At 40.7% G+C, this 20278-nt stretch carries 16 protein-coding genes and 1 tRNA gene; 9 read left to right on the top strand and 8 right to left on the bottom strand.

What is annotated here, in order from left to right; all coding sequences use genetic code 11:
• The first annotated feature begins 48 nt into the window (after positions 1-48).
• The 3 genes from VOI17_RS16115 (at position 49) to VOI17_RS16105 (ending at position 5679) form a co-directional block, all read left to right on the top strand.
• On the top strand, positions 49-2658 hold the full coding sequence (locus tag VOI17_RS16115; protein WP_323758256.1) for a DUF5686 and carboxypeptidase regulatory-like domain-containing protein: 2610 nt from the start codon (positions 49-51) through the stop codon (positions 2656-2658).
• An 83-nt stretch (positions 2659-2741) separates the two neighbouring features.
• Positions 2742-3353: a thiol:disulfide interchange protein DsbA/DsbL gene (locus VOI17_RS16110; protein WP_323758255.1), complete on the top strand. Its 612-nt coding sequence runs from the start codon at positions 2742-2744 to the stop codon at positions 3351-3353.
• A 145-nt stretch (positions 3354-3498) separates the two neighbouring features.
• The gene (locus VOI17_RS16105; RefSeq protein ID WP_323758254.1) at positions 3499-5679 is read left to right on the top strand and encodes an acylase; all 2181 of its coding nucleotides are present in this window, start codon (positions 3499-3501) and stop codon (positions 5677-5679) included.
• Positions 5680-5956: 277 nt separating this feature from the next.
• Here the strand turns inward: VOI17_RS16105 and VOI17_RS16100 are convergent, their stop codons facing one another.
• The 3 genes from VOI17_RS16100 to VOI17_RS16090 form a co-directional block, all read right to left on the bottom strand.
• Entirely contained in the window at positions 5957-6259 is a 303-nt protein-coding gene (locus tag VOI17_RS16100; RefSeq protein WP_068418913.1) for a helix-turn-helix domain-containing protein, read from the bottom strand.
• A gap of 98 nt (positions 6260-6357) precedes the next feature.
• Positions 6358-6972, bottom strand: coding sequence for a hypothetical protein (locus VOI17_RS16095; RefSeq protein WP_323758253.1), 615 nt, complete (start codon positions 6970-6972; stop codon positions 6358-6360).
• An 18-nt stretch (positions 6973-6990) separates the two neighbouring features.
• Positions 6991-7605: a hypothetical protein gene (locus VOI17_RS16090; RefSeq protein ID WP_323758252.1), complete on the bottom strand. Its 615-nt coding sequence runs from the start codon at positions 7603-7605 to the stop codon at positions 6991-6993.
• A 423-nt stretch (positions 7606-8028) separates the two neighbouring features.
• Here VOI17_RS16090 and VOI17_RS16085 point away from each other — a divergent pair, with 423 nt between their 5' ends.
• The 3 genes from VOI17_RS16085 (at position 8029) to VOI17_RS16075 (ending at position 11284) form a co-directional block, all read left to right on the top strand.
• Positions 8029-8784 carry a S1 family peptidase gene (locus VOI17_RS16085; protein WP_323758251.1) on the top strand — a complete coding sequence of 252 codons (756 nt, stop codon included), beginning with the start codon at positions 8029-8031 and terminating at the stop codon, positions 8782-8784.
• A gap of 496 nt (positions 8785-9280) precedes the next feature.
• Positions 9281-10423 carry a methionine aminotransferase gene (locus VOI17_RS16080; protein ID WP_323758250.1) on the top strand — a complete coding sequence of 381 codons (1143 nt, stop codon included), beginning with the start codon at positions 9281-9283 and terminating at the stop codon, positions 10421-10423.
• A 63-nt stretch (positions 10424-10486) separates the two neighbouring features.
• Complete coding sequence (locus tag VOI17_RS16075; RefSeq protein WP_323758249.1) at positions 10487-11284, top strand: amidohydrolase; 798 nt, start codon at positions 10487-10489, stop codon at positions 11282-11284.
• Here VOI17_RS16075 and VOI17_RS16070 read toward each other — a convergent pair.
• Both VOI17_RS16070 and VOI17_RS16065 read right to left on the bottom strand, forming a co-directional pair.
• Positions 11281-11673 carry a hypothetical protein gene (locus VOI17_RS16070; protein ID WP_323758248.1) on the bottom strand — a complete coding sequence of 131 codons (393 nt, stop codon included), beginning with the start codon at positions 11671-11673 and terminating at the stop codon, positions 11281-11283. The genes VOI17_RS16075 and VOI17_RS16070 overlap by 4 nt on opposite strands.
• Positions 11670-13886 (bottom strand): FG-GAP-like repeat-containing protein, encoded by a 2217-nt coding sequence (locus VOI17_RS16065; RefSeq protein ID WP_323758247.1) that lies wholly within the window; start codon positions 13884-13886, stop codon positions 11670-11672. The genes VOI17_RS16070 and VOI17_RS16065 overlap by 4 nt, the downstream gene beginning before the upstream one ends.
• An 82-nt stretch (positions 13887-13968) precedes the next feature.
• On the opposite strand from VOI17_RS16065, the gene VOI17_RS16060 reads away from it, so the two are divergent.
• A complete protein-coding gene (locus tag VOI17_RS16060; protein ID WP_323758246.1) occupies positions 13969-15258 on the top strand; it encodes a UDP-N-acetylmuramoyl-tripeptide--D-alanyl-D-alanine ligase in 1290 nt (429 codons plus the stop codon).
• A gap of 101 nt (positions 15259-15359) precedes the next feature.
• Here the strand turns inward: VOI17_RS16060 and VOI17_RS16055 are convergent, their stop codons facing one another.
• From VOI17_RS16055 to VOI17_RS16045, 3 genes are all read right to left on the bottom strand, one after another.
• Entirely contained in the window at positions 15360-16316 is a 957-nt protein-coding gene (locus VOI17_RS16055) for a FecR family protein (RefSeq protein WP_323758245.1), read from the bottom strand.
• A 53-nt stretch (positions 16317-16369) separates the two neighbouring features.
• Positions 16370-19048: a carboxypeptidase-like regulatory domain-containing protein gene (locus VOI17_RS16050; RefSeq protein ID WP_323758244.1), complete on the bottom strand. Its 2679-nt coding sequence runs from the start codon at positions 19046-19048 to the stop codon at positions 16370-16372.
• Between the two features lie 102 nt (positions 19049-19150).
• The gene (locus VOI17_RS16045; protein WP_323758243.1) at positions 19151-19642 is read right to left on the bottom strand and encodes an RNA polymerase sigma-70 factor; all 492 of its coding nucleotides are present in this window, start codon (positions 19640-19642) and stop codon (positions 19151-19153) included.
• A 163-nt stretch (positions 19643-19805) separates the two neighbouring features.
• Between VOI17_RS16045 and VOI17_RS16040 the strand changes: the two genes are divergently transcribed.
• Together VOI17_RS16040 and VOI17_RS16035 are read left to right on the top strand one after the other, a co-directional pair.
• A tRNA-Val gene (locus VOI17_RS16040) sits at positions 19806-19883 on the top strand.
• Between the two features lie 36 nt (positions 19884-19919).
• Entirely contained in the window at positions 19920-20204 is a 285-nt protein-coding gene (locus tag VOI17_RS16035) for a GIY-YIG nuclease family protein (protein ID WP_323758242.1), read from the top strand.
• The last annotated feature ends 74 nt before the right edge of the window (positions 20205-20278 follow it).

Raw genomic sequence — 20278 nt, 5'->3', positions numbered from 1 at the left:
TAAAGGAAAAGAGGTGCTTTATTTGCTGGTCAACACAAAACTCAAACCATGTTAAAACAACAATTTTTTGTAGCATTACTGCTGCTATTCTCGCTCTCCTCAATGGCACAAGGCATTAAGGGGACCATTAAAGACGAAAAAGGAGAGGTACTTCCTTTTGCTTCCATTTATGTGAAAGAAGTCGGTTCAGGTACATCTTCAAATTTTGATGGCTTTTACGAATACCGACTTCAGCCTGGGAATTATCAAGTCACTTACCAGTTTATGGGCTATGCCACAGTAATCAAGAACATAAAGGTCGGTGCTGGCTTCGAAACGGTGAACATTGTTATGAACCCACAGGTCATCAATTTGGCATCGGTTACCGTGGAGGCCAAAGCAGAGGATCCTTCTTATACCATTATGCGTAAGGCCATTGCCAAAGCTGAATATCATTTGTTGCAAAATGACAGCTATTCGGCAGAAGTATATATGAAAGGAACAGGCCAAATTACTAAAGTGCCTTGGCTACTGAGAAAAACTTTTGAAAAGGAAGGAATTGATACCTCTCAAGTATTCACGTCCGAATCGGTGAGTGAGATTTACTTCGAAAGACCGAATACCTTTAAAGAGAAAGTGATCTCGGTAAGAACTACAGGTCAAGAAAGCGATAACGCTAACCCTAATGCTTATATCAACAGCAGCTTTTACCTTCCAGATGTGGTGAATGCGGTTTCTCCCTTGAGTCCTCGGGCTTTTTCATATTACAGATTCAAATATGAAGGCAGCTTTAGAGAGCGTGGTTACGAAATCAATAAGATTAGAGTTACTCCACGGTCTAAAGGAGATGATTTATTTGAAGGGGTGATTTACATCAGAGAAGATTTCTGGAACATTCATTCCCTAGATTTAACCACCAGCTTAATGGGCTTCCAAATTAGAATTGAGCAGATATTCGCGCCCATAAAAGGCGAAATCTGGATGCCCGTGACCCAGAAGTTTGAATTCTCAGGTTCTATTTTTGGTTTGGCCGGCAGCTATAATTACTTGGCTTCGGTAAGTGATTATACAGTAACCGAGAATGAAGATTTAGATCCTTCCGTAATTCTTATCGATGAAAAAATTCAGGCGGCTCCAGAAGAAATCAAAGCCATTAAGTCGGGTAATGTAGAAGAAGGCGTGAATCAAGTATTCAAGGAAGATCAAGAAGTTTCGCGCAAGCAATTCAAGAAATTGATGAAAGACTATGATAAGGAAGAGCGCAAAGAAGCTGGTGAAGTTGATGTAGTTTCTGATTACTACTTTAATATTGATTCGTTGGCTACAAAGAAAGACTCTTTGTACTGGGTAAGTAGAAGACCAGTTCCGCTATCCAAAAAGGAAATTGTGGGCTATCAACGCGAAGACAGTGCGTATTTTGCAGACAAAGCCAAAGCCGAAGCAGATACTTTACGCTTGAAAAACGGAGCAAAGTTTAGAGTTGGAGACATTTTATTTGGTAGCTACTACAAACTTGGTGATCGATTGAGGTTTGATTTCCCTGGCTTTGTTCCTCGATTGCGTTTCAATACAGTGGAGGGGCTAAACCTAGATTTTACAGGCACACTCTCTTGGCGTCAGGACACTACAACCAATTTAAGGATTTCGCCTTTTGTACGTTATGGTTTTTCTGGTGAACAGCTTTACGGTAAGGTAGAAAGCATTTTCGGAATAGGTAAAAATGAACAGCGTGGCACTTTTAGGGTGCAAGGCGGAAATTACATTGAGCAATTCAATCCTACTGCAATTGATGACTTGAGCAATTCACTCTATAGTCTTTTGGCCGAAAAGAACTTTGCCAAATACTATGAGAAAACATATGCGAATGTGAGTTTTGCCAAACGTTTCCGATTCCGTTATACCCTTGGCGCTAAGCTAGAATGGGCCAGCAGAAGTGAACTTTTCAATACCACCGATTTCAGCATTTTTGATGTAGAAAACAGAGAATATAAAACCAACCAACCCGTCAACAATGAAACCATAGTAGGAGGGTTTGAAGACAGCAAAGCCTTAATTTCTAGCCTTGCATTTACAGTAAAGCCTTGGTTAAAATTCAGGAGATATAATGGCCGATTAATTCCATTATATGATTCGTCCCCTACGTTTAGCCTGTCTTATAAAAAGGCATTTAATGATGTTTTAGGAAGTGACACCCAATACGATCAATTAGAGTTTGGTCTAAAAACTGCCTTCGATTTAGGGGTAAGGGCAAAGATTGATATAGAAGGAGAAGCAGGTAAATTCTTCAACACCTCTCAAGTGCTCTTCACCGACTTTAAACATTTTCAAGGCAATAGACTTCCTTTTTCACCCATGAGTGTGACAGGAGGATATAGACTCCTTGATTATTATAAATACAGCACTTCCGATCAATATGCTTCGGTATTTACGCACATCAGGTTTAGGAAATTTTTGTTTACACAGTTGCCAATGCTCCGATTGAGTGGGCTGAAAGAAAACTTATTTGTGAACTATTTAGCCACCCCAACTTCCGACAATTACACAGAACTAGGCTATACCATTGATAATATTTTCAGGGTATTGCGGGTTGAGTTCGTGCAGTCGTTTCAAGGCTGGAAGGCCAAAGATTTTGGAGTACGTATAGGAGTGGCCGCAATTATCGGAAATAGTAATGATTAATTGGGCGTAAAGGGCATTATCTGTATAAAAAACCTTTTTCTAACCCACTAAACTTTGTAGTTTCGGCACCATAAGAAAAAATCATGAAAGGACTATTAATAGCGTTAATGTTGACTGTAGGAGTAGGATCGGCTTTTGCACAGTATCAGGAAAATGTACACTACTCTGTGGTGTCTGAAAAGGCAACCGCAACTCCAAACGTAACCGAGTATTTCTCTATGTATTGTGGCACTTGCTATCAATTTGAGTCATTAATGCCACAAATTAAGGCGGCATTAAAGCCGGGAACAAAGTTCGAAAAATCTCATGTAGATTATATCCCACACGATAACCCTGTAATGCAAGCTGCAATTGTGCAGGCATTTGTGGTTATGGAGAAATTGGGAGCGAAGGGCGTTGAAATTAGAGCGTATTTCTTCGACCAGATTCATGTCAAAGGCAGAGCTGTTGACAGCATGGATGTTATTAAAAAGATGTTCGAAGAGAATGGACTGACCAAGGCAGAGGTTGATAAGCATTTTGCTGACAAAACTTTGCAGGACAAAGCCAAAGTAATGGCAAAAGCTTATTTAAGCAAGCAGGTAAATAGCGTGCCTGCTTTTGTGATCAATGGAAAATACTCCATAGATATTGGCAGTGTGAAAAGTATCGAAGAATTAACAGGCTTGATAAATTTCCTTGTTGAGAAAAAATAATTAGTGAGTCGTTAAGGTTTACTTGGTAATATTAGAATCGGGTCTCTTTTGAAAAAAGGGGACCCGATCTTGTTTACAGCCCACCCACAAAAATCTTCTTGCAGATTTCCCTAGTATGTTCCATCTTTCTTCAAACCTTACAACCATGAAGAAAATCTTTTTTCTATTATTCATTTCAATTCTTTATTCCTGTCAGCCCAAAGCTACCGATGAAGTAAGTCAGTGGGAAGCACAGGCAGAAAACGTCCAGATCATTCGTGATGATTTTGGTGTGCCACACATTTACGGAAAAACCGATGCTGACGCGGTTTTTGGTTTGCTTTACGCCCAATGCGAAGATGATTTTGCACGTGTGGAACGCAACTATGTTTGGGCCACAGGTCGCTTGGCAGAAATGGAAGGCGAAGACGCTTTGTACAGCGACTTGCGCGCCAGGCTATACATGACGGTAGATGAGGCCAAAGCTGCTTATGACGCCTCTCCAAAGTGGCTTCAGGAGCTTTGCGATGCTTATGCAGACGGAATCAATTATTACTTACACACCCACCCAGAAGTTCAACCTAAAGTACTTACGCGTTTTGAGCCTTGGTTCCCAATGTTCTTTAGCGAAGGCTCCATTGGTGGTGATATTGAAAGTATTTCTACCCGCAGGGTCAAGTCATTTTATGAGAATGATCAGTCTTTGGCGCTTAGCGAATTTGGCGATGGCCTTACACATCCTGATCCTTATGAAGAACCAAAAGGATCGAATGGCTTTGCGATTGCTGGCGAACATACTGCCTCTGGCGATGCCATGCTATTGATCAATCCACACACTTCTTTTTACTTCCGCCCAGAAGTACATGTGGTGAGCGAAGAAGGTTTGAATGCTTATGGCGCTGTTACTTGGGGGCAGTTTTTTGTGTACCAAGGTTTTAACGATAAAATGGGCTGGATGCACACTTCTACTGCCGTTGATTTTATTGATGAATTTGTGGAAGAAGTTTCAGAAGTAGATGGAAAACTACAATACAAATACGGTGAAGAAATGCGCGATGTACAGGTTTCTGAAGTGACCTTGAAATACAAGGATGGAAATGAAATCAAGGAAAGAACTTTCCCGATGTACCGTACCCATCATGGCCCAGTGACGCACAAACTAGACGACAAATGGGTAGTGACCAAAATCAATTGGGACCCTATCAATGCGCTTACCCAGAGTTATACCCGTACCAAACTGAAAACCAATGAGGAGTTCAGGGAAATGATGGACATCAGAACCAACTCATCCAACAATACGGTCTATGCCGATGCAGATGGAAACATTGCTTACTACCATGGTAACTTCATTCCAAAGAGAGACACTCAGTTCGATTATTCTAAACCAGTAGACGGCAGTAACCCAGCAACCGACTGGCAAGGAAGCCATACCGTGGACGAGAGCATTACCATTTTAAATCCTGCCAATGGTTGGATTCAGAACTGTAATTCTACGCCATTTACCGCAGCCATGGAGTTCAGTCCAAAGCCGGAAGATTACCCTGCCTACATGGCGCCCGACCAAGAGAATTTTAGAGGCGTTCATGCGGTGAAAGTGTTGAAAGAAGCTGAAAACTTGACCCTCGATAAACTCATCGAATTGGCTTACGATCCTTACTTACCTGCCTTCGAGAAACTGATTCCTGGTTTGGTGGAAGCTTATGATAGAAGCAGCAAAAAGAACTCGGATTTAAAACCAGCGATTGACGTTTTAAGAAACTGGGATATGAAAACTTCGAAGGAATCTGTGGCCATGTCTATTGCTTATTACTATGGTTCGCTTTACAACCGAGTGGGCAAGAACCCAGAACGTTTAAGTGGAAACGAGCGCGTAGATTATTATGGAACAGGCTCGCCATATACCGAAAGACTTGAAGTTTTTGAGGCTTCTATAAAAGAGTTGGAAGAAGACTTCGGAACATGGAATACGCCTTGGGGCGAAATTAATAGATTCCAGCGTTTGAGTGGTGATATCGACTTGAAGTACGATGATAACAAAGAAAGCATTGCCATAGGCATGGCTTCCTCTCGGTGGGGGGCGCTGGCTTCTTTTGGAGCGAGCAAAAAACCTGGCACCAACCGTATTTATGGTTCTTCGGGCAATAGCTTTGTGGCCGTAGTAGAGTTTGGCGATAAAGTAAAAGCCAAGAGCATGTTGGCAGGTGGCCAAAGTGGCGATCCAGCCTCTCCGCATTTCTACGACCAAGCCCAGCGTTATGCCGATGGCGAGTTTAAAGATGTAGCCTATTACAGAGAAGATGTAGAAGCCCGCGCAGCAGAAACCTATAGCCCAGGCAAAAGAAAATAGATTTGAATTTTGATGGATTAGAATAAAAGGAGCTGAAGCAATTCAGCTCTTTTTTTGTGGGTGAAGAGCACGAACAGAGGCGGAACTAGTCGGTTAGAAGCCGATCTATCAATCCTCCCCGATACAATCGAGGAGGAGTTGGGGCCTGATGGTGAAGAACACCAACAGAGGCGGAAAATGGCATCTTCTCACCTACAAAGGCGAAATTATAAGTCAGGCTATAGCCTGACAAAATAAAGTTGAAAGTAAGGCTATAGCTTGACGATGATTAATGATTTTAAACGTCAAGCGAAAACTTCAAACTGCCACCTAATCCTTCTCTGATGATTCTCATTAAGGTCGAAAGTCTAATGTCACTAGCATTATTTTCAATTCTTGAGATGTAGTTTTTAGTGGTTCCAACTTTTACAGCGAGTTGCTCTTGTGTTAGGTTCTGTTTCTTTCTAGCCTCTTGAATTAGAATACCAATTTTAAACGTTTCAAATTCTTCTTGGAATTGCTCACGTGACTCAGTTCCAGTTTTCCCGTACTGCTCATCCAGATGGTCGTCAAACGATGTGATTCTCTTATCTGTTTTCATAATATTCTTTCTTTAATCGCTCAATTTTATTGAAGTCAAACCGAGCTAAAAGTTACCTAAAAAGATAACATTCTCTAAATTAGAATATGAGATTTTTATCATTGAGCCTCAGTGGTTTGTTGCTGTAGTTTTTTCTTGAACTCTTGAATATCCTCATAATCATCAATTCCAAGAAGGTCTATTAACTTAAGGAAGTGTAGTCTACCTATACTATGATAGTGTTTTAAGTGTTTTTCAAGCCTCTTCATCTGGTTTTCGTGCATGAGTTGAAAATTCAATTCAATTATCTCTCCGTCCAGTAAGGTCAATATTAATTTGTTACCTGTTCCATTTGATCTGACTGGATTAAAATCTCTTCTGTATTCCCATTTATCGAAATAGTCGTAAACAGTGAAATCAATCTTCTTAAAGGTGTTTAGAGAATGTTTTTCCCCATCTATTGAAATCCAATCAGAACTAAAAATTAGCTTTTTGATAAGGTTTCCATTTAATGGCTCTCGCTTGAAGTTTTTGGTGAATGTATAGTATACCATTAAGCTCCCAGTTATGAACAGGCCATTCAGCCCCAAATCTTCCAGAAACTCTGATTCGAATATTTTTTCTGAGAGAAATGCGAAGGTGAAAGAAGGTAGGAGTAAAGCAAAAACAATAACATTGGGTGTTATCCTTCTTGTCTTTACTGGGGTGAATATTTTGAATTCAACTTCATCCATTGTATATGGAGGTGTCCGTTAGGTGTTTTGCATTGTATAGCACATTGCCTTTGATGTCGGCTCAATAAAAATGTACAAATCCCCATCGCACCAAAAGTTTAAGTTTTCGAAATACTGTTCCATTCCATCAGTTGGTTCAACGTTGCTATAGGTAGCTTTGATATTGCTAAAACTTCCTAATTGACATAAGAACTTCATTGGGTTACCACTTTTAGGGCATTTTGGGACTTCAGCTTCCTGAAGCCAGTCTGGTTCACCACATATTCCAATACTTTCAAATTCATCAATTTCATCCTTTTCTTCTACACTGACCTTCACTCCTTCAAAAATGATTTTTGAGTTTTTGTCAATTTCATCAAATGCACTTGTTGAGGCAGCCGTGTCCTTTGGTTCAATAATTAGCGGGCTATTTGGGTTGGCATAATCAAGGTATACAGAATACTCGTCAGTGTAAATGGGGTGAATAAGGTTTACCCTGAATGGTAACCAAGAAAACAAAGGATCAGTGTTGTCAATGAAGCCTAGATATTGAAAGCCTGCAATAAATTCGTTGTAAGGAATTATGAAGTCGAGCGGAGTTTCTCCTCCAATTTGATGTTTACCTTTTTCGTTTCTTATTAGTTCATATTTCATTTTATAGAATTGAAAAGTGTATCGGATATTCCTTTAGATTTTCTCATGGTTGTGTGCAGTTCTATTTATCACCAAAACTTCCACCAAGGTTTAGAAATACTTCTGGGATTCGTCTTTTCCTTTGTAGAAATCTTTATGTTGGTTGTTTTGTCAGATTCGTTAGAGAATTCTGGAGGAAAAGTTTTTGTACCTTCAATATAGTGGTAAATCGCTGTTCCAAAACCTTCTTCAGGGGTTTAGAAACCGACCTATCAATCCTCCCCGATACAATCGAGGAGGAGTTGGGTAAGCCAATATAAAGAATGGTATTCAAAGTATTGTTACCCTTCTGAAATGATCTGACGAGAAAACAATCTACTAATTAATTAGTTGTAAATAAGAAAGCGCTTACGTAAATTGGCTTTTGGTTTAAAATCTCAAAATATGAAAGCATTCATTTCACTTAGTTTTATAGGGTTATTGTTGATGGGTTCGCGCAAAGAAATCGTGATGCGGCACGATGTAGACGATTCGGAATATGTGGCCTTGGGCGCAAAGTATGGTGGTTCGGCTGTGCGTTTAAATGCAGGCTGCGGCACATTTATTCAACCCAATTGGATCCTTACCGCGGGTCATGTTTTGGAAAGCTCAAGGGTGGGGGAAGATGTCACCGTAAACGGAGTAAAATACGCCATCAAAAGAAAAATCATTCATCCTGATTATAACCTGAGGGGAGCCGTCAATCATGACATTGCCTTAATAGAATTGGAAGAAAATGTACCCAACATGGAATTGGCCATACTTTATTCAAATTCGGATGAAGTGGGCAAGGAAATCATTTTTGCAGGCACGGGTTGGGCAGGCACAGGCGATAAAGGAATGGTAGACGGAGCCATTAACAAAGACCGAAAACTCAGGGCAGCCCAGAACTTAATTGATGGCACCAAACCTAGCTATATCCGCTTTACTTTTGATGCACCGGGCTCGGAGAATGTACTTCCTTTAGAAGGTATCAGTGGCCCAGGCGATAGTGGAGGTCCTGCCCTTTGGTTCGATGGCGATCAGGCTTATATCATGGGAGTAAGTTCCCATCAAGATGGTCGAGATACAGGAAAACCAGAAGGCGTGTATGGCGTGTATGAATACTACACCCGAGTAAGCGAATACCTGCCATGGATCAATGAGGTAATGGGGAATTGATTCTATTTCCCAATCCTTTTTTTCAATCCCCCAACCCCCTTGGCCAAGGGGGAAAGTAGTAACGGTACTTTTCCTTCAAATTATATACTCTTCGTGTTCTGAGCCACGCAAGTATTCTAAATTGACTAAAGCTGCTAAATCGAAGCTTTCCCCCTTAGAAAAAGGGGGTTAGGGGGATTTGCCTGCTTTACTGCTAATCTCCAATAATTACCAGATCAATGAGGTAATGGGGAAATTGATAATTCAATTTTTTGGTAAGTCCCCCTCCAACCTCCCCCGCCTCGCTTTGCTGAAGCTTCGCGAAGGCAAGGGGCCTACTTCACCATCAATATTCAAGCACCCCACACTACCCACTACTCATAACCCAATACCCTTAACTCTTAACTAATAACTAATCCCTCTTAACTAATCCCTCTTAACTAATCCCTTTGCTTAACAGCCCATAAAACCCTAATTTCCACACGTTAAATTCAACGTACCCTAAGCCACAAACTCAATGCATATCAATTCAAAACTGCCCAATGTAGGTGCTACCATTTTCGCCACCATGTCTAAAATGGCGAAAGATTATAATGCTTTGAATCTATCGCAGGGTTTTCCTGATTTTCCAGTCTCACCAGAGTTAATTGAGGGCGTTCATCATTATATGAAGGCAGGTTTTAACCAATACCCACCCATGACGGGTATGCCGCAGCTGCGCGAAAGAATTGCAGCGAAAATCGAAAAGTCATTCGGGGCAAAGGTCAATGTAGAAACTGAAATCACTTTGACTTCTGGAGCGATAGAAGCGATCAATGCCACCATCACCACTTTGGTCAACAAAGGGGATGAAGTGATTATGATGGATCCCGCTTATGATGCTTATGATCCCATTATTACCCAAAATGGCGGAGTAACCATTCCGATTGCATTGACCCAACCGCATTTTGCCATCGATTGGGAAACCGTGAGGAAGAAGGTGAATCCGAAGACCAGAATGATCATTATCAACTCTCCGCATAACCCCACGGGCGCAATGATTGATGCGAGTGACTTGGAGATTTTAGCAGAGATCACACGAGACACCAATATCATCGTGCTTTCAGACGAAGTCTATGAGCATATTGTATTTGATGGCTGGGCACACGAATCGATTTTAAAGCATGAAGAACTGAGGCTGCGGTCGGTGGCTACATTCTCTTTCGGGAAAACCTTCCATGCCACAGGCTGGCGCATTGGCTATATGGTGGCGCCTGATTGGATAACTGCGGAAGTAAGGAAAGTGCATCAGTACATGGCTTTTGCCGTGCACACGCCCAGTCAATTGGCCATTGCCGATTATTTGGAAGATGCTGACCATTACAATAACCTTGGCGCTTTTTATCAGCAGAAACGCGACCTGTTTTTAGAATTGATCAAAGGTTCTCGCTTTGAATCGCTGCCCTCAAACGGGACTTACTTTCAGTTGTTGAGTTATAAAAACATTTCTGAAAAGCCAGATCTAGAAATGGCCGAATGGCTGACCAAGGAAAAGGGCATTGCCTCCATTCCAATTTCAGTTTTTTACGACACCAAAGAAGACAATAAAATGCTCAGGTTCTGCTTTGCAAAAAGTGAGGAGACTTTGAAGAAAGCGGCAGAAATACTTTGTGCTATTTAACGGCACACCAAATTTGGATCAAAATTCGGTTCCTTTAATCTAAAGTCCACTTAACTTAGCCCTATGCAAGACCTACGAATTTCCCTTGTTCAAAGCGATGTCCACTGGCACGAAATAGGCGCCAATTTGGCTACCTACGAAGAGAAAATCTGGAGCCTGAAAGGCAAAACGGATTTGGTTTTACTTCCAGAAATGTTCCAGACGGGTTTTTCAATGCAAAACACCGAGCTGGCAGAACCCATGAATTTCACAACCTTTAAATGGATGAAGCAAATGGCATTGCAGATTGATGCGGTCATTGCAGGCTCATTTATGGTGAAGGAAGAGGGGGAAGTGTTCAATCGTTTGATTTGGATGCAGCCCAATGGCGAATGGCAGAAATACGATAAGCGCCATTTGTTCCGAATGGCCGATGAACATGATCATTTTGATTTTGGTACCGAACGCCTCATTGTAGAGTGGCGAGGCTGGAAGATTTGTCCGATGGTTTGTTATGATTTGCGTTTTCCGGTTTGGTCCAGAAACCGAAATTTAGAATATGATCTGCTCCTTTATGTAGCCAATTGGCCAGCGGTGCGTGTCAATGCTTGGGATGCTTTGCTGAAAGCCAGGGCCATTGAAAATGTAAGCTATACTGCTGGACTAAATAGAGTAGGGACGGATGGCAACGGAATCGAATACAACGGTCATTCAGGTGTTTACTCACCCAAAGGCGAAACATTGGCTTTTTCTGACCCCGAAGTTTCGGGGGAAGAGATTATCACACTGACTTTAAGCCGAGAAGATTTAGATCATTTCCGAGCTAAATTTCCAGCGCACCTAGATGCGGATGATTTCGAAATTAAGAAAACTGGTTTTTAGTGATTTAGGAAGTTACGAATTTGAACTAAGGATTCCTCAACACTTTCGCACTTGAAAACTTCCTTCTTCATCATTTTTGCCATTTTCTCAAACATTGCGTTCTCTCCCTGGATTAGAATAAAAGGGGCAATGGCTTTGTTCCGAAACACTTTTTCAATCAATGGAGCACAGCTACCGAGCTTCTCATTCTGATTAGAATCTAAGCATAGCACCACTTTTTCAGCTTCCTTTAAAAAAGAAACCCCTTGGCTAATCACAAAGGGTTCGGAGTGGGAGTCGGCTTCGAAAATCAGCGCTTCAGGAAATTCCGTTTTCATCATTTCCACCCATTCGTTCCGAAATTGGATTTGGGCAATGGGCTTTATTTGAAGGTGAATGAATAGGGTCATTTCTGAATTAAAATGCGTTGCACAGTGGGTTTATTGGTTCCGTTTGAAACCCGAATAAGGTAAACCCCAGCCGCCAGTGGTTCTGTGTTTATTTCTTTTGAAAGCCCAGCGGAGATCGGCAGATTGGAGAAAATCATTTCACCTTTGACTGTGTACATTTCTGCCTGTGCATTGGTGTCTGTTCTAATGTAAAAGCTGCTACTGGTGGGGTTAGGGAAGAGCGTGAGCCGAATTGCATTGGTTTCTGATCCATTCTCGGCAATACTTTCATTTTTCAACACAGAAATCCCCCCTCGGTTATTCCCAATGAATAAGGCGGGCTTGCCGTCACCAAAAAGGTCGGCAGCAGCCATCCATGAAATTTGGCTAATAGCCGTAGTTGTTGGGTCATTAAGCAGGTCGTTGTTGAGAATATTTTTTGACGATGAACTTGGAACAAAGTCAGCATTGATTGTGCCTGAAAGAATACTGATTTGGCCCGAAACATCCGTTTTGATTAGCTCTTGTTCCCCATTATTATCTAGGTCTGTAATGAAAATACTGGGGTATAAGGCTTCGAAATTTGCAGCAATGCCAGCGTAGTTTTGAATCACATCTTCAAAAATGAAATTGCCTTTATTTAGGTAAAGGTTTAGCGCACCAAAACGTGTGCCCAGCAGCATGTCTAGATTTCCATTTTTGTTGATGTCATAGAAATAAGCATTGTCGTTTTCGCTAATTGTTATCGAAATATCTTGAGTATTGGCAAAAGAGAAATTGCCTTGATTCAGTTTGTACTGAAGTTTGGTTTCGTTGCTTGCGGTGGTGGATTGATAAATAAGATCTTGCTGTCCATTCCCATGGATATCGGCAAACTGAATTTTAATATTTCTGAGGTTCTGAGACTTCAATCCAAGGAAATCATTGTCGACTAACTCAAAAGCAGGGGCAAACTTTCCACCCGTATTTTCAAATAAGAAAATTGAAGCCACAAAGTCATTCTCGGTGATTTGGCCTCTATTTCCTACGAAGAGATCATAGTCGCCATCGTCATCATAGTCTGCGAAAGCAGGATAGATATTCTCTCCTAAATCGAGCATTTCGTTCTGTAAAAAGGGGGCTGAGCTTCCTGAGAAATCAGGTTGAGTGTCGGTGCCCAAATTGGAATAGACTTTAGAAGTATTGCTGAAATCTACACTATTCAGTACGTTACCATCCGCATTGCTAGAAATCAATAAGTCCTTATTTCCATCAAAATTGACGTCTTCGAAAAAAGCGTTTGGGAATATCTGAAAGCCAGCAGGGTTGGGCGCAGGGTAGCTGCTAAAGGAAGTCATTAATGCGTTTTGCGCATCGCCAACATTCTCCATATAATAGAGCGTTTGGCAAAATTCGTCTGAGGTGATAAGGTCCAAGTCCCCATCTCCTTCTGCATCGAACAATAGGATAGTTTTTCCTCCCGCATGTTCCAATGCTGTTGGGCCATTGATGTCGTAGCTGGTGTTAGCAGCTCCGCCAACATTACATGAATTGCCGGAAAAGGCGAAGCTATTGCACTCGCATTCCGCAAATTCACCCCACCTTCTGGTTTCTCGTGCGAAGGACAAATCATTGCAATTGCCATTTAATTCCATACTCGTATTCTTGTAATAGTCGATGGTGCTGGCCGTGGTAAATCGATAGGCTAGAATGTCCAGGTCGCCATCTCCATCAACATCGGCAATGCCGGGAATGTCGGAAGCGTTTACTTGAATGTTGGCGCCTGAATCGAAGCGTAGAAAGTCCACAGCCTGTTCCCATTCTGGAAGACTGCCTGAACTGATATTCTTGAAAACGGTAATTCCTTGGGGCACGCTGGTGAAAATATCCATTTTGCCATCGCAGTTATAATCGGCCAAAATAAACCAATGGTTGATTTCGGTAGGGAAGATACTTTTGTATTTAGGAGCCCAAATAAATTCGTTGTTCTTGGCCAAGTAGGTAGTCAGTTCGCCCGACATTCTGTGGTAGATGATGAGGTCTTCGATGCCATCACCGTCTAAATCCATCTTCTGAAATTGAGCAGAATTGATTCCCCCTTCCCAAGCACGGTCAAGCATTTCTCCATTTATGGTTAATGGAATGTCATTTTCATAACGAAATGAAAACTGTGCAGACAGGTTTAAAACGAGGAGAAAGAAAATTGACGAAAAGAGAAACTTCATAACACTGTACTGCAAATGTAAAGATTTCAATGATTGCTAGTTTAGGAACGGCATAGCTCGTCATTCTGTATTATCTTGTCGTGCAATTTGACTGACAAAGATTTCAAAACCTATGAACATTGCTTCACTTTACGAAAAATTTAAGGCCTCTACTGGTATAAGTACCGATACAAGGGAAATCGAAATGGGCAATCTCTTTTTTGCGCTGAAGGGTCCCAACTTTAACGCAAACAAACTGGCTGAGCAAGCGCTAAGTCTAGGGGCATCCTATGCCGTAATTGACGACTCGGAATATGAAAATAACCCTCTTTGTGTATTGGTAGGTGATGCTCTTGAAACACTTCAGGCGTTGGCCAATCATCATAGGAGGCAGTTGACTATTCCTATAATTGCCATTACAGGATCGAACGGAAAAACCACTACCAAGGAACTTACAAGAAACGTTCTGGCTACCAAATATATGGTTTCGGCTACGATAGGTAACCTCAATAATCACATAGGTGTGCCCCTTACTTTACTGAGCATTGGAACTGATATTGAAATGGCCATTATCGAGATGGGTGCCAATCATGTAGGAGAAATTGCGGCCCTTTGCAAAATAGCTGAGCCAACGCATGGCTTAATTACCAATATTGGGAAAGCACATTTAGAAGGTTTTGGAGGTTTTGAAGGGGTAATCCGTGGGAAGACTGAAATGTATCATTGGCTGATTGAAAATGGAGGAACCATCTTTGTAAACTCTCAGAATGAAATCCTTTCTAACATAGCCCAACGAAGAATTGAATCGCCTATTTACTATCCTGCTAAAGGTGATTTTCTAGCGCTATCCTTAATTGAAGCAAAACCGAATATTGTTTTTGAAGATGGGGAAGGCAAAAGGACTACCACCACATTAAGCGGTGCATATAACTTCGAAAATATTGCCACCGCACTTTGTGTGGGGAAATACTTTAAAGTAGATATGGAGAAGGCTACACAAGCCGTAGCCACTTATAGTCCGGATAACAATAGGTCTCAAATTTTAGAGAAAGGGAGCAATACCATTATCATGGATGCTTACAATGCTAACCCAACCTCGATGAAGGCTGCCTTAGAGAACTTAAGTCTTCTGAATGCCACGAGTAAACTGGCAATTTTAGGAGATATGTTGGAGCTGGGAGAAACAAGCGAAGCAGAACATTCTGCTATTGGAGCATTGACATCAGAATTGGGAATAGAAGAGGTGATTTTTTGTGGACCTCATATGAAGACTGCTAAGGAAGCAAACCCTAAGGCATTATACTTCGAAACAAAGTCAGCTTTGAATGACCATTTGATGGCCAATATAGTTGAAAACAGAACTATCCTTCTTAAGGGATCTAGGGGTATGGGACTGGAATCAGTCTTAGACTTTATTGGGTAAAAAAAGAGGAACGGTACCACCCGTTCCTCAACCTCAACCTAAGAAACTAGTGACAAGATTATTTCTAATAATGCCACTTGTTAACAATTAACGTTTTGACACTAAGGTGTCAAAACGCTTTTACTCATTATCTTTACCTGCTTGTCTTCAATCTGGAAATGGAGTCCCATTGGGCTACAAACCAGCTGTAGTGCTTCTGTTAAATTTTTGTTGTTGAAATAGCCTGTATAGGTTCTGTCTTGAATGTCATTAATATCAAACTCAAGGTTTACGTCATACTGTCTCTCTAGCTCTTCAAACACTTGGGTGAGCATTACGCTTTCAAAGTCAAAGTCTCCTGTTCTCCAATTATCAATATACACTAAAGAAATGGAAGAAACGTCTTTAATTTCTCCGTCTTCGGTTACTAAAACTTGGCCTGGTGTGATTACTTGAGATTCACCGCTATTCTTAACAATCACTTTAACTTTGCCTGTTTTACAGGCTACTTCCAAAACATTGTTTCTTTCTTTTACATTGAAGCTAGTTCCCATAACGATTACATCGCCAAGTTGAGTTTCGACTGTAAAATCACTTCCTTTTTTCACTTCGAAAAAGGCTTCTCCAATTAAACTCAGCATTCTTTCATTTTTCCATTCGCTTTCCGAGAATGAAACTTTTGAGCCAGCATTCAGATAAACGACTGAACTATCTGGTAGGTAAACCGTCTGAACCTCCGCAAGAGAGGTTGCTATAATTGAGTGATTGGTACTGATACTTGATTGCTTAAAAATAAAGAACGCTCCAATTGCTAAGATTAAAGAAGCCGCAATGCCTATCCAATACGATCTGTATAAAGGAGTTGCTTTTTGAGATTGTTCTTCTGAGAACTTTTTTTCAAGATTAGCCCAAGCCTCCTGTTGGGTGCTTTTATTTGGCACATCAAAACACTCTGTTCTACTCAGGGATTTGAGTAAAATGGATTTTGAATCACCTGAATTAGCATTCTGAAGAAATTCCTCTGAAGAAATCTCACCATTTAGCCATTGCGACTCATATTGGTTAGTGGTTTGGTGCATGAGGTGTTAGTACACACGTATAAGCGGATACCCTACCTTAAGGTCTAGATAAATTAAAAGAAAAGATTTAAGAATATTGAGGGGGTGAAATCAAGCAGTACAATGTCTCGATAAAATTGACTTGGTTCTTCTCCATTACCTATTGCTCGTTCGATGGCATGAATATTTAGCCTTCTGCTTTGAATGTTTTGATGGTTGTATGCATTGAGAATTGAAATACCGAACTCTCCTCTGATTTTTTCATTTTCAAATTTTAAGGCAGCTGAAAGGTCTAGTCTATGATAAGAAGGCAATCGCTCAACGGTTTTATTGAGATTGAGGATTTCGTAATTAACTATGGTGCCATCGTTGTTTCGAATAAAGTTAAGATCTGGTTTGAAAAAGGGTTTTCCGCTGCCATATAAAAAAGTGGCCGAAAGGTTGAACTTCTTAAACTCAAGAATGTGGACGAATTTAGCTTCGTTGCGTTGGTCTAACCTTGAAGGGAGGCGTTGTCCAGCATTTATCTGAGAATAGGTACTGCTTGATTTACTGTGGGTGTAAGCCAGCCATCCGTGATATGGGCCAATCTTTTTCTGTATCAATAGATCAAGTCCTCTAATTTTATCTTCACCATTCGATACAGTTACTAATGGCCGAGGATGGTTAGGCCTCCCGGGGGTGATTATATGTGAAACCGTAAATTCTACCAACCCAGAAACATCTTTATGGTAGTACTCCATATCTACCATAAAACCATTTTTAGAATAATTTAAACCACCAATAAGGTGCTCGGCCTCTATGGCGCCAAACATTTGATCATTGGCCAAATTCCAACCGTCTTGGAGGTTAGAGTGCGGGTCGTCATAAGTGATTTGCCTTGCAAGCTGATAATATTGTCCGTTCGACAACTTGAGTTTTAATGAGGGTGTAAGCTGGTAGGTCATTCCTAGTCGCCTCGCGAAGTAATTTTCGTTTGTGAGGTCTGTGATGTTATGTCTGAAACCGACATTCAGTCTAAAGTTCTTTGTGACCCTGAGTTCGTCTGATGCGTATAACCCAACAATGTTACCCGATTGCTTTCTATTGCCAGTGGGTTGCTGTATTTGTTCATCAATGGTAACATCATTGATTGTGTTAATTGAAGAGATATTGAGTCCAAAATCGATCTTGTGTATCTCTTTTAACTTTAGCTCATGCCTGTAATTGATTTGTAAATCGGCTACTTCGTTGAGACGGTTTGCACCGTGTGTTCTAATGACCTGCTCATTCTTATCTCTGTCTTCGCTTTGAAAAAAGTAGTCAAAGTTGTGGCCTGAATAAGCTAATTGGAAACTTGAATAGTAATTTTTACTCCAGTTTCGTGACCATGTGCCTCCAATGCCTAAGTTTCCCCAAAGGGAGCTTTCATCTATATTTTCGGAAGTGCGATTAGTGCTTGAGCCTGTGATTTGATCAAAGTCAGTATATAGCTCGTCCCGGCCCCAGTACATTGAAAAACTGGCGATGTCTCTATCAGAAAGGTTGTAAGTAGATTTTAAATTGAAATCGTAAAAATGAAAATTTGGCCTGAGCGAGTTGCTGTTTCCTTGGTTGTTAAGTTGGTTCGAACTTTCACGGTAGTTTTTATAAAGCTTCTGAAATAGATTACTCCTAATAATATCTGTGTAGGCCCTTCTAGTACTGAAGTGAATGGCACCCTTGCCTTCATTTAAGGGCGCGTTTACACTCATTCTCGCACTTAGAAGGTTTATGCCGAATGAGTATTCTGGATTATTGAAATTTCCCGATTTACCAGTTATATCCACTACCCCAGAAACTCTATCTCCATATTTAGGGCCAAAACCTCCCTTATAAACCTGTATGTCGCGTACTGCGTCAGGGTTGATTGCACTAAAAACACCAAAAAAGTGATCGAGTCTATATATTTTGAATCCGTCTAGTAATACTAGATTTTGGCTCGATGGGCTATTTCTGATGATAAGATCGGAAGAAGTCTCATCTGTTCCACCAATCCCTGGTAGTAGTTGCAGCGACCTGAAAACATCTAATTCTCCCAAGCTGGATAAAGAAGTTAGACTATTAGGATCAATGGAAATTTGGCTTATTTCTTCTCCATACTGAATTGTATTATCTGTTCGAAGATCAACTACCGTGAACTCTGCTAAATCTAGAGTATTTTCTGCCATGGAAACCCGAATGGTCATTCTGGATTTAGTGGGATCGAGCTTTACTGTACTCTTTTTATATCCCAAATAAGTTACCTCTATAGTCGATGTATCCGTAGGTACTTGACTCAAAGAGAAAAAACCATCTTTATTTGAAACGGTACCTTTGTTTTCTCCAGCAACCCTGATCAATGCATTGGGTAAAAATTCTCCCGTTTCGGCATCGTGGATCATTCCATAAACAGTAAGATCAAACAAGCTAGGGGTATTGAGATCAATATTAACTTGCCCAGGAGTGAGGATTATTTTACCATTTAAAACTCGGTAGTCAATCCCTTTAGACGAGAGTATTTCATCAAGGAAAGTGGTAACGGATTTATTGCTGTATTGACCATTCACTGTAACCCCAGTAACTAAGGCGTCATCATAGGCTATTTTAACATCATACTTGTTTTTTAATACGCGAATGACTTTGGATAATGAGGTATTATTAAATTTTTCGGAAATGGATATATCAGGAAGCTCTTGCGAGTAAAGCAGACCACTAATGAAAAAGAGTATGAGAAGGCAGGTTAATTTTTGCACTGCTTATTGTAACGTTACCTCTTTGTTATTGATTTAAAAATTAAGTCTAATGGTGCAAAACCAATCCTCTATGAGGTAGTTGTATTTCATTTCTTAATATAGTTAAATTTTGTGATTCACTTTGTCTCGTAAGAAAAATAGTGCCCCATGCATGCGTTTTTCAACGGCTTTAACACTTAGTTCCAATCTCTCTGCAATTTCCTTATAGGTCAATTCGTCAATTCGGTTCATTAGAAATACATCTCGTTGCTTTTCAGGCATTGCTGCAATTGTCTGTTGGAGTTGTTCTTTAAACTCCTTTTCCTCTAAAGCGTATAGAGGCGATTGCCCATTAAACTGATCTTTGTTTTTCTCAGCAAAATTAAACACCACTTTGTCATGGCGAAACTTATTGAGTAACATGTTACTGGCGATGGTGTAAAGATAGCTTTTGACAGTCTCTGGATTGACTTCTTCGCGCTTGTCCCAGAGTTTCATGAAGACATCTTGAGTTAGGTCTTCAGCCAAATCAACGTCTCCCGATCTATAGTAAAGGAAGTTCTTGATTGGAGTATAATAGAGATCGAATATTTGTTTGAACTCTACAAGCGTCATTTTAGGATGATTCTATTTTAAGACCCTTGCGAAGTTAGTTAAAATATGGTCTTTAAGGTGCTCAAGCGGCTTTTTGATTCTGTTATGAAAAAAATGAATTTTATTTCACGTTACTATTTGCAATAATGAAAACCAATATTACCTTTGCATTCCCAATTAGGAAGGGCGCTTAGCTCAGTTGGTTCAGAGCACCTCGTTTACACCGAGGGGGTCGGGGGTTCGAATCCCTCAGCGCCCACCAAAAGGCAGTCATTTATGGCTGCCTTTTTTAGTGTTTATGCACTACGTTTATATTCTATATTCCCCATCCACAGACCGCTATTATATAGGTGAAACCGCCTTTGTATCAGGTCGTTTGGAGCAACACAATGGATGTTTTTATAAGAACGCCAGTACCAAGTCTGCTTCGGACTGGGAGTTGTTTTTAGAAATTGAATGTATTGATCGAAGTCAGGCATTGAAGATTGAGCGATTTATTAAGCAACAGAAGAGCCGGAAATTTATAGAGCGATTAAAATCGGAATCAAAAATAATTAATGATCTTTTGTTAAGGTTTAAATAAGGGGTCGGGGTTCGCTCCGAAGCTTCGGAGCCTCAGCGCCCACCAAAAGGCAGTCATTTATGGCTGCCTTTTTT

It is taken from the genome of Roseivirga sp. (assembly GCF_034669765.1).
Lineage (GTDB): Bacteria > Bacteroidota > Bacteroidia > Cytophagales > Cyclobacteriaceae > Roseivirga.
The sequence above is the reverse complement of the archived record's forward strand: the minus strand, read 5'-3'. Positions and strand labels throughout refer to the sequence as shown.